At 62.4% G+C, this 13,670-nt stretch carries 11 protein-coding genes; 7 read left to right on the top strand and 4 right to left on the bottom strand.

Annotated elements, in window-relative coordinates; all coding sequences use genetic code 11:
- Nucleotides 1-57 precede the first annotated feature (57 nt).
- Together gmd and IVB46_RS41420 are read right to left on the bottom strand one after the other, a co-directional pair.
- Entirely contained in the window at nt 58-1,128 is a 1,071-nt protein-coding gene (gene gmd, locus IVB46_RS41425) for a GDP-mannose 4,6-dehydratase (RefSeq protein WP_247314511.1), read from the bottom strand.
- A gap of 164 nt (nt 1,129-1,292) precedes the next feature.
- Nucleotides 1,293-2,312, bottom strand: a complete 1,020-nt coding sequence (locus IVB46_RS41420; RefSeq protein WP_038960118.1) for an NAD-dependent epimerase — start codon at nt 2,310-2,312, stop codon at nt 1,293-1,295.
- A gap of 269 nt (nt 2,313-2,581) precedes the next feature.
- Here IVB46_RS41420 and IVB46_RS41415 point away from each other — a divergent pair, with 269 nt between their 5' ends.
- Both IVB46_RS41415 and IVB46_RS41410 read left to right on the top strand, forming a co-directional pair.
- A complete protein-coding gene (locus tag IVB46_RS41415; RefSeq protein WP_247314513.1) occupies nt 2,582-3,697 on the top strand; it encodes a glycosyltransferase family 1 protein in 1,116 nt (371 codons plus the stop codon).
- Nucleotides 3,698-3,795: 98 nt separating this feature from the next.
- A complete protein-coding gene (locus tag IVB46_RS41410) occupies nt 3,796-4,956 on the top strand; it encodes a glycosyltransferase (protein ID WP_081369340.1) in 1,161 nt (386 codons plus the stop codon).
- 11 nt (nt 4,957-4,967) lie between these two features.
- Here the strand turns inward: IVB46_RS41410 and IVB46_RS41405 are convergent, their stop codons facing one another.
- A complete protein-coding gene (locus IVB46_RS41405; RefSeq protein WP_166084269.1) occupies nt 4,968-5,111 on the bottom strand; it encodes a hypothetical protein in 144 nt (47 codons plus the stop codon).
- 542 nt (nt 5,112-5,653) lie between these two features.
- On the opposite strand from IVB46_RS41405, the gene IVB46_RS41400 reads away from it, so the two are divergent.
- The 5 genes from IVB46_RS41400 (at nt 5,654) to IVB46_RS41380 (ending at nt 12,291) form a co-directional block, all read left to right on the top strand.
- A complete protein-coding gene (locus IVB46_RS41400; RefSeq protein ID WP_247345485.1) occupies nt 5,654-6,877 on the top strand; it encodes a polysaccharide biosynthesis/export family protein in 1,224 nt (407 codons plus the stop codon).
- Nucleotides 6,878-7,037: 160 nt separating this feature from the next.
- Nucleotides 7,038-8,330 (top strand): hypothetical protein, encoded by a 1,293-nt coding sequence (locus tag IVB46_RS41395; protein WP_247314666.1) that lies wholly within the window; start codon nt 7,038-7,040, stop codon nt 8,328-8,330.
- Complete coding sequence (locus IVB46_RS41390) at nt 8,213-9,559, top strand: glycosyltransferase family 4 protein (protein WP_247314517.1); 1,347 nt, start codon at nt 8,213-8,215, stop codon at nt 9,557-9,559. The genes IVB46_RS41395 and IVB46_RS41390 overlap by 118 nt, the downstream gene beginning before the upstream one ends.
- Nucleotides 9,560-9,616: 57 nt before the next feature.
- A complete protein-coding gene (locus IVB46_RS41385) occupies nt 9,617-10,828 on the top strand; it encodes a glycosyltransferase family 4 protein (protein ID WP_166350071.1) in 1,212 nt (403 codons plus the stop codon).
- Nucleotides 10,829-10,899: 71 nt separating this feature from the next.
- On the top strand, nt 10,900-12,291 hold the full coding sequence (locus IVB46_RS41380) for a hypothetical protein (protein WP_247314519.1): 1,392 nt from the start codon (nt 10,900-10,902) through the stop codon (nt 12,289-12,291).
- Between the two features lie 2 nt (nt 12,292-12,293).
- On the opposite strand, the gene IVB46_RS41375 is transcribed toward IVB46_RS41380, so the two are convergent.
- Nucleotides 12,294-13,517, bottom strand: a complete 1,224-nt coding sequence (locus tag IVB46_RS41375; protein WP_247314520.1) for a glycosyltransferase family 4 protein — start codon at nt 13,515-13,517, stop codon at nt 12,294-12,296.
- Nucleotides 13,518-13,670 lie beyond the last annotated feature (153 nt).

Raw genomic sequence — 13,670 nt, 5'->3', positions numbered from 1 at the left:
AGCGCGGCTCCGACCATGCCGCGATGGCCGGCGACATAGACGCTTTTGCCCCTCAGCTCAAACGGTGCGTTTGCCACTGGCCGCATCCCGTTTTGCCTCCGCCAGGTCGCTCGTCATCATCTCCTCGACGAGCTGGGCGAAGCTGCGCTTCGGCGCCCAGCCGAGCACCTCGCGCGCCTTGCTGGCGTCGCCGACGAGGAGATCGACCTCGGTCGGACGGAAATAGGTCGGATCGATCTTCACCACGGTCTTACCGCTCGTCTCGTCGACGCCGGTCTCCTCGACGCCCTTGCCGCGCCATGCGATGCGGCGGCCGACATGCGCAAAGGACAGCTCGACCATCTCGCGCACCGAGCGCATCTCGCCGGTGGCAAGCACGAAGTCGTCGGGCTTGTCGGCCTGCAGGATCCTGTGCATGCCCTCGACATAGTCCCTGGCATGGCCCCAGTCGCGCTTGGCTTCGAGATTGCCGAGATAGAGCGTCTGTTCCAACCCGACCTCGATACGCGCGACGCCGCGGGTGATCTTGCGGGTCACAAAGGTCTCGCCGCGGATCGGACTCTCATGGTTGAACAGGATGCCGTTGCTGGCGAACATGCCGTAGGCTTCGCGGTAGTTCACCGTGATCCAGTAGCCGTAGAGTTTTGCAACGCCATAGGGCGAGCGCGGATAGAACGGCGTCGTCTCCTTCTGCGGGATCTCCTGCACCAGGCCGTAGAGCTCGGAGGTCGAGGCCTGGTAGAACCGCGTCTCCTTCTCCATGCCGAGGATGCGGATCGCTTCCAGGAGGCGCAGCACGCCGATGGCGTCGGCGTTGGCGGTGTATTCCGGGCTCTCGAAGCTGACGGCGACGTGGCTTTGAGCTGCGAGATTGTAGATCTCGGTCGGCCGGATCTGCTGCACCAGGCGGATCAGATTGGTCGAATCCGTCATGTCGCCATAGTGCATCAGGAACGGCACGTTGCCGACATGCGGGTCCTGGTAGAGGTGATCGACGCGCGCGGTGTTGAACGAGGACGAGCGCCGCTTGATGCCGTGCACGACATAGCCGAGCGACAGCAGGTATTCGGCGAGATAGGCGCCGTCCTGACCGGTCACGCCGGTGATGAGAGCGATCCGCTCAGCCATGGGCCCGCGCCTGGTTCGGGGTCAAAGAGGTTCAGAAGGACGGGATAACCACCGTTCGCGCCCGCTGACAAGGCCGCCGGCGGTCAAAAGCGCAAGAACCAGCGCAAGAACCGGCTTAAGAGCCGGCATTCCCGGACGACACGCAGGTGCCGTCGCCCGCGGAATCAGACGCCGTGGTACTTCCGATACCATTCGACGAAGCGGCCGAGCCCATCCGCGATCGACGTGGACGGCGAGAAGCCGACGTCGCGCTGGAGCGCGGAAATGTCGGCGCGCGTCTCCAGGACGTCGCCGGCCTGCATCGGCAACAGCTGGCGGATCGCCGGCTTGCCGATGATCTTCTCGAGCGTCTCGACAAACTCCATCAGGTTGACCGACCTGTTGTTGCCGATGTTGTAGACGCGATACGGCGCATAGCTCGACGAATTTTCCGGCCGCTCGGCATTCCACGCGGGATTCGGCGCCGCAGGCCGATCGAGGGTGCGGATCACCCCTTCGACGATGTCGTCGACATAGGTGAAGTCGCGCCACATGTCGCCTTTATTGAAAATCCTGATCGGCTCATTCGCGAAGATCGCGCGCGTGAACAGATAGGCGGCCATGTCGGGCCGGCCCCACGGGCCGTAGACGGTGAAGAAGCGAAGCCCGGTCACCGGCAGCTTGTGAACATGCGCGAACGTATGCGCCATCAGTTCGTTAGCCTTCTTGCTTGCGGCGTAAAGGCTGACCGGATGGTTCACCGAATGCTCGGTCGAATACGGCAAGGTGCGGTTGGCGCCGTACACCGAACTCGACGAGGCGTAGACGAGATGCGCCAGACCATGGCGCCGGCCGGCTTCGAGCACGGTGACAAAGCCGTCACAATTGGCCCGGATGCTGGTGATGGGATCGTCGATCGACGCGCGCACGCCGGGCTGCGCCGCCAGATGCACGACGCGATCGGGCGAGACCTCGTCGAAGACGCGCGTCACTGCGGCGAAGTCTGCGAGATCGATCTTGTGGAATTTGAACCCTGGATGGTGTTCGAGCGTTGCGAGACGCGCACGCTTCAGCGCGGGATCGTAATACGGAGTGATTGCATCGATGCCGACGACCTGCTCGCCACGTGCCAACAGCCGTTCACAAACATGCATTCCGATAAAGCCGGCAGCGCCGGTAACGATCACTGGCCGCAAAGTTGTCATCTCGTTCATTCCGCGGAGCATTGCCAGACCAGGACATGAGAGGCAAGGTTTGGACAGTCACGACAATCATCAAATCAGTCGGCCCATGTAAGCGCATCGAAATGTGTAGGAAACATGATGGCGTCATGCACCATCGCATGCTATCCGCCTGCAAGGATGCTCGGACGATAGCGCCACATGTGCTAGACGTCATAGGACGTATATTCGGCGCCTGATGCTCAGTCCTCGGGCATTGTTCGCGCAAGAACCCGCAAAGAAAAAGATCGACTTTGAAACTCTCCATCAACGGCAGGTTCCTGTCACAATCGCTCACGGGCGTGCAGCGTTACGCCGCCGAGATCGTCAAGGCGATGGACCGCTTGCTCGCGAGCGGAGAGGCTCCGCAGCAACTGCTGGATGCAGAGTGGCAAATCCTTGCGCCGCCGAATGCGCAGACGCTTCCAGGTCTTCGCCGCATCGCCATCAAGCAGATCGGATCATTGCAGGGGCACGCGTGGGACCAGATCGATCTGGCGCGCGCCGCGGCCGGCACCCGTCTCGTCAGTCTCGCCAATTCCGGCCCCGTACTCCACCGCGACCATCTCGTCGTGATTCACGACGCGCAGGTTTTCCGGCGGCCGGACTTCTTCAGCTGGCGCTACCTCGCCCTGCACCGGACGCTCGGGCATCTGCTGGCGCGCACGGCAACGATCGCAACAGTTTCGGCGTTTTCACGCAACGAACTTGCCGAGGTGCTGTCGCTGGATCCGGCTTCGATCCCCGTCATTGCGAACAGCGCGGAACATTTTGCGACCGTCGCGCCCGACTTCTCGATCATCGACAAGCTGCGTCTTGCGCCCCATCAATTCTTCCTCTTCGTCGGCTCGATGACGAAGAACAAGAATGTCGATACGGCCATTCGCGCCGCCGAGCAGCTTGGCCGCGCTGACTTTCCGCTGGTCGTGGTCGGAGGCGATAACAGCAAAGTGTTCGGAGGCGCGGCCACGGAGTCGAGGTCCGGCGTCGTCATCGCGGGGCGCCTGAAGGACGAGGAGATTGCCGCGCTGTTCTCCCAGGCCGCCGCATTCGTGTTTCCGAGCCTTTATGAGGGATTCGGCGTGCCTCCCCTGGAGGCGATGTTCTTCGCCTGTCCGGTGATCGCGAGTTCCGCCGACGCCGTGCGCGAGACCTGCAACGATGCCGCCGTCTATTTCGATCCGCTCAACGCGGACCAGCTGTCGGCACGGATGCGCGAAAGAATCGAACTCGGCAGGATCTCGCCGGTGGAACAGGAGAAGCAGCGGCAGCGCCTTACGACATATTCCTGGGCCAAGTCCGCCGCAGCGATGCTCGAATTCCTCGCCAAACCGGCATCCCGATCCACATCCGACCGTGCGAAACAATGACGCGGCCCGATTATTGCTGCTTAGCGAGGTTAGACGTGCGTCTGCAAGATCCGGCGTCTCCAATATCTGGCGCCTTCAAGACAAGGAAGGAATGACCGTTGTCCAGCGGCCTGAAGATTCTGCATGTCGCCGAAACGGTCCGTGGCGGCATCGCGACCTACCTCAACGAGCTGCATCCGCATCAGAGCGCGAGCTTCGGTCCCGGCAACGTCAACTATGTCGTTCCCTCCGACCATCGCAGCGACCTGGTGAACATCGAGGACGACGCGGTCACCACGTTTCCGCGCGACGGACGCAACGCGGTCGGCCTGTTTCGCATGCTGTTTGCGACCATGCGCGCGGTCCGGCAGCTTCGTCCTGACGTCATCCACCTGCACTCGTCGTTCGCCGGGCTCGTGGTGCGCCCGGTGCTCTGGCTCACCTATCGGCGCTCGCGCATCGTCTATTGCCCGCACGGCTGGGCCTTCGGCCGCGAAACCGGCCGCCTCAGCCGCGAGGTGACGAAGTTCACCGAGCTCGTGCTGTCGAAATTCACCCATCGCATCGTCTGCATCTCGGAAAGCGAGCAGGCCGACGCCAAGCAGGTCGGAATCGCGGCGAATCGCCTGGTTCTTGTGCACAACGGGATTTCCAAGCAGCGTCCTGCGCTCGACAAGGGCGCAGCGCAATGGCGATCGGAGAAGATCAAGGTCCTCTTCATCGGGCGCCTCGACCGTCAGAAGGGCTACGATCTCCTGATCGAGGCGGCGCGCGCACTCGGAGACAAGCTCGACGTGCGCCTGATCGGCGCCTCGGTCGTCAGCAAATTCCGCAGAAGCGATCTGCCCGCCAACGTCTCGTTTCTGGGCTGGATGAACCGCAACCAGATCGAAGCCGAGCTCGACCAGGCCGACATGGTCGCGATTCCCTCGCGCTGGGAGGCGTTTGGCCTGGTCGCCATCGAAGCGATGCGGGCGGCCAAGCCGATCATTGCCTTCCGCATCGGCGCCCTGCCGGAAATCGTCGAAGACAATGCGACGGGCGTGCTGTGCGACGAAGTCTCGGCCGAAAAGCTGGTTGAAGGTTTTCAACGCGCAACCAGGCTCGACCTGGCTGCGGTCGGCCGTGCCGGATATGAGCGTTTCACCCGCCTCTACGACATCGAACAGACCCACCGCACGCTCAGCCAGGTCTATGCCGACGTCGTGCATGTGCGGATGAGCGAATCCGGGCAGCAAGCGAAGCTGCAGTCCGATTTCCCGAACAATCTGCGATCGTAGCGACCGGCTGATCAGGCCAGCCGGCGGGCATCGCCCTGCGCGAACTCGCCGTCATTCACGCGTTTATCGGAGAACGACCACGCAATGGCCGATGCGACGATCATCGCGCAGGTGAGAAAGCCGGCCGCGAACAGCAGTGATCCGGTGTGCAACATCGTCTTCGCCTTCCTTTTGTTTGGCCGACCACTAGCCGGATCAGGATTAGGAAGACCTTACGGACGCCAGCGTGACGCCAGCTTCCAAATCTAAGCGTTAACGGAGGTGGAATCCCGTCGCAGAAACATTGGTCCGATGACCCGGCGAGAACGTCCGCTCTGGCGCCATGCCCGCCGCAGGACGACGAAAACACAACGCAGGATCACTCAGGACGGGATCCAACACTTGAAGTTCATGGCAATGTCATCTCGCAACAATGCCGTCGCATCTGCAGTCCGTCGCCGCGCGCTGCTCATTGGTTCGATCGCAGTCTCAATCGTGACATCGATCTGACACGTGTATGTATGGTTTGCGAACTGCTTATTTAAGAGGATGTTCCGCACAAATTTTGGACAGAGATTTCGGCGTGTATCCACGTTCACAAGTGGCAATAAGGTCACAGCCACAAGTGCTTTACCATAAAGTCGAAGACGTAGCAGTGACTCCGCAGCACGGGATTTGTACGGTGATTCCGATTTTAGATGAGTGCGAGGGAATAGTGGTGGCTAAGACCGAACGTTTTGATTTTGATTTCGGTATTAGCCGAATCCTGGCCGCTGCTGCGATCAGCTTCTCCTTGACGGGTTGCGGTAGCTTCATTCCGTTAGACGCTCCTGATGCCGTCGCGACGCAAACAAATGCAGCGCTGATCACCGAGCCGACCGCGCCGCTCGCCTATGCCCTGATGCCGGTCAATCCGGCGATCCTGCAGGCGACCAACGCGTTCACGGACTCCGCCGGAATGGTGTTCTCCCGCCTTCCCGGCGGCAACTACCGCGACGTCACGATCGGCATCGGCGACATCGTCACCGTGACCGTGTATGAAGCGCAGGCAGGCGGCCTGTTCATTCCGCGCGAAGCAGGCGTGCGGCCGGGCAACTTCGTCGACATTCCGCGACAGCAGGTCGACCAGTCCGGCAACATCAACATCCCCTACGCCGGATCGATCAAGGTTGCAGGGCTGACGCCGCGCGCCGTTTCGAACATCATCCGCGAGCGTCTCAAGGATCGCGCCATCGACCCACAGGCCGTCGTGAGCGTGGCGGAACAGCGCGGCAACCAGATCAGCGTGCTCGGCGAAGTCAACTCGCCGCTCCGCTTCCCGGTCGATCCGGGCGGGATTCGCCTGATGGGCGCGATCGCGCGCGCCGGCGGCCCGAAATATCCGTCCTACGAGAGCACGATCACGATCAAGCGCGAGGGCCGCACCTACAGCGAGACGATGTCCTCGGTCGTGCACAACCCCAACGAGGATGCGCTGCTCGCCCCGGGCGACGTCGTCTTCCTGACCCGCATTCCGCGCGTCTACATGGTGTTCGGTTCGACGCCATCGCCGGGATCGATCGGCGGCACCAACAACCGTCGTTTCACGTTCGAGAACGACAACATGTCGCTGGCTGAAGCCATCGCGAAGGCAGGCGGTCTCGACGGCGCCCGTGCGGACTCCAAGTCCATCTACGTCTACCGTTTCGAGCCCAAGCCGCTGCTGGAGAGGATCGGCATCGCCGTATCCCAGTTCCCGACCAAGTCGGTCCCTGCCGTCTACAAGTTCGACATGAGCAAGCCGGACGGCTGGTTCCAGGCGGATACGTTCAGGATGCGCGATCACGACGTGATCTCGGTGGCGGAATCGCCGTCGATCGAATTCATCAAGCTCATGGCCCCGCTGAACGCGGCAACCGCCAACGCGGACAACATCAGCTCGGTGGTCGTGAACTCCAAATAGCCCAACTCAGCGCGCTCAATGACGAGCGTGCAGACAAGGCGGCCCTACCCCATTGGGGCCACAGAAGAGTATTAGCCTTGTCGGGTTGACGCGAGCAGGAGTGGACACGAGCGTGACCGAGCAAAACAGGAAACGCGCACTGCGTCGTTTCCGGATGTTGATGTGCGGGCTCTGCGTCGCGGCCGGCCTCTCATATCCTGCAGACGCACAGAATGCGCAGCCGCTCGATCAGCGCTTCCTGCTGGGCGTCGGCACGCACCAGGGCCTCGGCGGCGTCACCAGCGCCCGCGGCTATGTGCCCGCGACCGCCATCAAGCAGATGAAGGAGCTGGGGGTCACCTCGTTCCGCGACGACTTCCCCTGGTCGGATTTCGAGCTGCCCGGCAAGCGGCTCGGCTTCAATGCCCTGAACGGCCGCCTCGAGACCCAGATCAGGTCCGGCGTCGGAATCCCGCTGCTCATTCTCGGGACCGGCCACCATCTCGTCCCGAATTCCGATCCGCCGACGACCGACGAAGCGCGCCAAAGATTCGTCACCTATGCCGCGACAGCCGCGCAAGCGGTCGCATCACGGCAGCCGATCTTCGAATTGTGGAACGAGTACAATCTCAGAGCGCGCGCGGAGCCGCTGTTCACCGTCGAAAATTATGTGACGCTCGCCCGATCGGTGCAGCCCGCGGTCAAGCAGGCGGCGCCGTCCGCGCCCTTCGTGGTCGGAGCGCTGGGCGACGATCCCGGCTGGAAATGGACCGACGCCCTGCTGAAGACCGACCTGCTTCGTATCGCGGACGGGATGTCCATTCACATCTACAACCATTGCCTGTCACCGGCCGGGCGGACCGCAGCCGAGGCGATCGAACGGCTGCAAAATCTTCATCAACGCGTCGCACAGGCGACCGGCAATCCCGACTATCCGATCTATCTGACCGAAACGGGCTGGCCGACACCAAGCGCGAAATGCGGCGTGACCGAGCAGCTTGCCGCCGACAACATGGCGCAGATCATCCTCTGGGCCTCGACCGCCGGTCCCTGGCTCAAGGGGATATGGCTCTATGAGCTGAAGGACAGTGGGACGAAGCCTGGTGAACTGGAGGACAATTTCGGCATTTATCATTTCGACAATTCGCCGAAGCCTGCCGTGTGTTCCATTCGCGAAAGCTGGGCCTTCATCCGCACCAGCCTGAAGGCAACGCGAACCGCGCCGGCGCCCGGCGTCGTGCAGATTCGCAGTGACAGTGGATCGGAAACGAAACTCGCGCTTTGGTCGGAGACTGCGTCGAAGCGCTTCGAAGTTCGATTAAAAAATGCGGAACCCAATGCCGAGATCAGATATGTATGTCAGCAAGCGCCGGGCCCTGCCGCCGGCGCCTGGACGGCGTTATCGACAACGCCGTTGCTTGTCAGCGTCAAGGGCACGGCCGTGCCGGATTTCGAGATCCGGCCATCGAACTGACGCTGCGGCGGGCTGCTAATCCGAGGCTATCCTTGAAAATACTGATCGTTAACACGCTCTATCCGCCCGAGATCATCGGGGGCGCCGAAGTGTCTGTGTCGCTGCTCGCGGAGGCGTTCGTCCAGCGCGGCCATCAGGTGTCCGTGGTCTGCCTTCAGAACAAGCAGGAACGCACGATCGACGAACTCAAGGGCGTGCGCGTATACCGCGTGCCGATGGACAACGACTACTGGCCTTTCGGCAACGACAGGAAGCCCTCCTCGGTCCAGCGCCTGAAGTGGCATCTCAAGGACACATGGAATCGCAAATCCGCGGCGCGGTTCGCCGAAATTCTCGACATCGAGAAGCCCGACGTCGTCCACACCAACAACCTCACGGGCTTCTCGGTCTCGCTGTGGTCGGAAGCCAGGCGGCGCAACATCAGGATCGTGCACACCCTGCGCGACTATTCCCTGCTCTGCAAACGCTCGACGCTGTTTCGGGGCGATGCGACATGCGCACAGCGCTGCACCGTCTGCGCCGCCATGACGTCGCCTTATCTGCTAGCCTCGCGTATGGTCGATGCGGTGGTCTCGAACAGCCAATTCGTGCTCGACCAGCACACCAGGCTGAAATATTTCCCCGGCACCGATGGCCGCGTCATCTTCAACATCGCCGATCCAAGCTCCGTGGTGCCGTCACCAGCTTCGAGCTCGGATGATCTGATATTCGGGTTCATCGGGCGGCTCGAGGCTGAAAAAGGTATCGAGGTAGTCCTCAAGGCGGCCGAGCAGCTTCCCGACGAGGGCTGGCAACTGAAAATCGCCGGAAAAGGGCTTGAGGATTACGTGCGGGGGCTAAAAAGCCGCAGCGGAAAGAAGATCGAATGGCTTGGCTTTGCCAAGGCAGCTGAATTCTATGCCAGCATCGACGTCTGCCTGGTGAGTTCGGTCTGGCCGGAGCCGCTGCCGCGCACGTTGATCGAAAGCATCAACGCCGGCCGGGCGACGATTTGCTCGACGGCCGGTGGGATTCCCGAGATCGCGGGGTTTTCCAATATGGTTGGGTCCTACGAGCCCAGCGATCATAGGCGACTGGGAGAATTGATGCTGAAGGCCGTCAACGAAAGGTCACACTGGAAAGTCTCCCGGCCTCCGCAGCCAGGATTCGCCGAGAGGTTTTCGGCGGATTCAGTGACAGGACAATATTTGGACGTCTATTTGAACAACAATCGAACCAACCGGCAATAAGCCGAAACGGAGATTTCAGCAAAGCCATTTGGCAGGATAGCTGGACAGACCTTTTCGATGAAGATCCTTATCACGTCATCCCTCTATCCAACGCCATTGGCACCGAAGGTGGTCGGGGGCGCGGAAACGTTCGTCCGCCGCCTCGCCGAGACCCTGGTCGGGCAGAACGACGGCGTGGAAGTGATACGTGCCGCGTCCGCATCGAACCAGCAGATGGAGACCTGCAACGGCATCGACGTGTATTCGGCGCCCGTACACAACATCTATTTCCCTTTCGCCAAGCAGCACAGTTCGCCGGTGCGCGGCATCTGGCACGCGATCGAGGACTGGCAGACAATGTCGGAGCTCGTTGCGGCGCGCATCAAGGCCTTCAAGCCTGACATCCTGCACTCGAACAATCTCTCCGGCCTGACGACCGCGGTGTGGCGGACCGCCGCCGAGCTCGGCATTCCGGTCCTGCACACGCTTCACGACTATTATCTCACCTGCCCGCGCTGCTCGCGCTTCTCGGACGGACATGCCTGCGAATCGAGCTGCATGAGCTGTCAGATCCTGACCCTTCGCCGTCGCGGGGCGACGAGACATTTGGATGCCGTCGTCGGCGTCAGCCAGCGCATTCTCGACATCCATACCCAGCTCGGCCTGTTCACGCAGACACCGCTGAAGATCGTCATTCGAAACGCCTCGACCGCCGACGTCGGCAACGCAGACACCGCGATGGTCGACGGCACCGTCACGTTCGGCTTCATCGGACGCCTGACCGAAGAGAAGGGCATCTACAATCTCGTGCGCGCCATCGCGACGATTCCGCCTGACCGGTTTCGGCTCGTCATCGCAGGCCACACAACCGAGAGCCAGCAGAAGCAGCTCAAGGCGCTCGCTCCGAATGCACGGATCGAATTTCTCGGCTTCGTACAGCCGAAGCAGTTTTACGAACAGGTGAACGTGGTGGTCGTCCCCTCGGTCTGGGAAGATCCCTGCCCGCTCGTCGTCGCCGACGCGCAGGCCGCCTGCAAACCCCTGCTCGGCACGCCGTTCGGCGGCATTCAGGAGGCGATCAAGCCTGGCGTGACCGGCTGGCTGACGTCGCCCGATCCCGCCTCGATCGCCAAGAGCATTTCGGCGATCATCGAAGCGCCGCAGCAGATCGTGGAGATGAGCGAGCGATTGAAGTCCGGCATCGACAAATGGGTTTTTGACGACGTCGTCGCCGGCTATCGCAACGTCTACGACGAGCTCACGCGCGGCCGCGGCACGCCTCGCACATAGCCGAAGCTGACGCAGATGCCGCCAATGGCCCTCAACCATCCCGCCATGTTCTTTCTCACGCATTGCCAGACATGATCAGCCTGCTCGCATTCGGCAGCTATATCTACCAGAGTGCGTCCGCGATCATTCTGATCTTCGCCGTCAGCCATATCCTCTCGCCGGCCCAGTACACCTCGTTCTCGCTGGCGCTGGCGACGAGCCAGTTGTTCTGCGTCTTCGTGTTCGAATGGCTGCAGCTGGCCGGCGTTCGTTTCCTCGCCGCAGCTTCCGGAGAAGAGGCCGCGCGCCTGCGGTTCTCGCTGTTCAGCGCCGGGCTGCTCAGCGCGCTGGTGCTGCTGCTCGTCGGCGGCGTGGCGGGACTGCTGGGCACGCTCGAGACGAGCGTCGTCGCCCTCGCGCTGGCGATGGCCGTGCTGCAAGGCGCCACCGACCTTTATTTCATGATTGTCCGCGTATCCGACCGGCTGGGGACCGCGTCCGTCCTCCTGATCCTGCGTGCCAGCGTGCTTCTGGCCGGCGCGGTCACGGGCGCGCTGCTCCACGGCACGGCTGCAGCGACGCTGTGCGGCATGGCCGCGAGCTACGGCGCGGTGCTTCTCCTGAGCCTGGTCGTGCATCGCACCTCGCTACGGCGCGCGTCGCGACGCGCCATGCTGACCGACTGGGGCAATTTCTGCCGCTACGGCATCATGGCTGCGGCCGCCTCCGTCATTCATCTCTCCGTACCCGTCACCCTGCGCCTGATCGTGATCGCCACGCTCGGCCGGGCGTCGACCGGAGCGGCCGGCTTCTCGATGGCGATCGACCTTCTGCAACGACCGTTCTCGGTCCTGGTGGCCGCCATTCACACCGTCTGCTATCCCAATGTCGTGGTCCAGTTCGAGCGCGGCGTCGACGGCGAAGCGCGCAGGGCAACCGCCCGCATGCTCGAATTCATCCTCTGCGCGACGATCGTGATGCTGGGCGGGCTGATCGGCCTCCTGCCAGACGCGGCGCATCTGTTCGTGCCCGCCGATCTGCTGGTCGATTTCCTCAACGCGGCGCCGGTCGCGGCGATCTTCTACTTCCTTCACACCCACCTTCAGGCCACGCTCGCGATCGTGCCGCATCTGACCAAATCGGCGACGAGGCTGGTGGTCGTTGCGGCGTGCCAGCTGCTGCTCGTGTCGGCGGCGTCCTCGATCGGCGCGTTGCTGCACATATCGGTGGCGGGACAGATCGCGAGCGCGGCATTGGCCACCGCGCTCATCATCCTCTTCGCCAGCGGTCCGCTGATCCGGTTCAGGGCGGCGCCAAAGGCGCTGCTGATCCTGGAAGCTACCGTCGCGGCCGCCGCGATCGCGATGCTCGCGGCAGCTCCGTCGGACTCCCTGACCTGGCTCGCGGGAAAGATCGTCTTTGCCGGCCTCGCCGTCGTTCTGGTGACGTGGCGAGGCGATCTGCTGGCCTCGGCACGCAGTTAGGATCAGGCCTTCACCGCGTGAGCCAGCGCGTTGCCGCTGGTATCGCCGGTCAAACCGTAGATCCTGAGAGTCTCGTCGACCATCGGCCCGACACCGAAATATTGTTGGGCGCGCGCAAGAGCATTGCGCGACAGCGCGGCGCGCATCGCGGGGTCGGCCACCTTCTCGAGCGCACCGACGAGCGCGTCGACGTCCTCGAACGGGACGATGAAGCCGGTCTGGCCCTGGATGATCTGATCAGTCGCGCCGCCCGCCGGAGTCCGGACCGGAACGAGGCCCGTCGCCATGGCTTCGGCAACGCCGAGCGGGAATCCCTCGAACCGGCTCGGCAGCGCGAACACGTCGGCGGCCCAGAGGATTTCGCGGACGTCGCCCATGAACCCGAGGAACTTGAAGGTGTCCTTGTCCTTCTCGCCAGCATAAGCGAACGACTTGATTTCCTTCTCGCGCTCGGCTCCGCCGCTGCCGACAAAGTAGCATTTGATGTCGATCGGCGGAGAACTGGCGCCGTCGCGGATCTTGCGCGCCGCCTTGATGAGGAGGTCGTGGCCCTTCACCCAGGCGAGACGGGCCGCCAACAGGCACATGAACTCACCGTCGCCAACGCCGAATTTCGCGCGCGCATCGCGGCGCTCGGCATCCGAGGGCGGGCGGAAATGAACCGTGTCGACGCCGCCATAGACCTTGGCGATCCGGTTCTTGCCGAACAGCACGTAGCGGCGCAGATGCCGGAGCGATTCCTCCGACATCAGGATGAGGGTGTGGGGAAAGAAGAGGTTGAAGAACAGGACCTGGACCGGGCTGAAGGTCGATTGCGGCGCATTCTGCACCTTCTCGATGTTCCCGAGCACCGAGGGATGATAGGTCGCGACGCAGCGCGCGCCGGTGAGCAGCGCGAGCAGCCTGCCCCACATCAGCATGCCCAGCCCGTGGACGTTGATCACCGTGATGTTGTTCTTCCGGATCAGCTTCAACAGCTGCATGAAGATCGACAGCGAGGGCAACTTCCGAAGTCCCGGAATGACGTGCCATTCCTTGACGGCCGCCGCCAGCTTCTGACGCTTGTATTCGGACTTCTCGTCCGAGCGCACGGCACCGGAGACCAGGTGGATCTGCACGCCCCGGCCATGCAATCCCGTGGCCAGGGTCTCGCAATAGGATGCAATCCCGTCATTGCAATTCACGACCTCAACCAGAAACATGACATTCGGGGCGGGATCTTGCATGGGAATGGCCTTACTCCGTTCAATCGACGACATTTCGGTCAGTGCTTAGCGGCAAATTCCATGCCGTGCCAGCGGTTTGCCCGCAACAGCATTGCGCGCCTAACATATTGACGTTGCGGATCTGCGACACTCCGCCCCGGCACCGCGGACGAC

This window comes from Bradyrhizobium sp. 61 (genome assembly GCF_023073075.1).
GTDB classification, from domain to species: domain Bacteria; phylum Pseudomonadota; class Alphaproteobacteria; order Rhizobiales; family Xanthobacteraceae; genus Bradyrhizobium; species Bradyrhizobium barranii.
The sequence above is the reverse complement of the archived record's forward strand: the minus strand, read 5'-3'. Positions and strand labels throughout refer to the sequence as shown.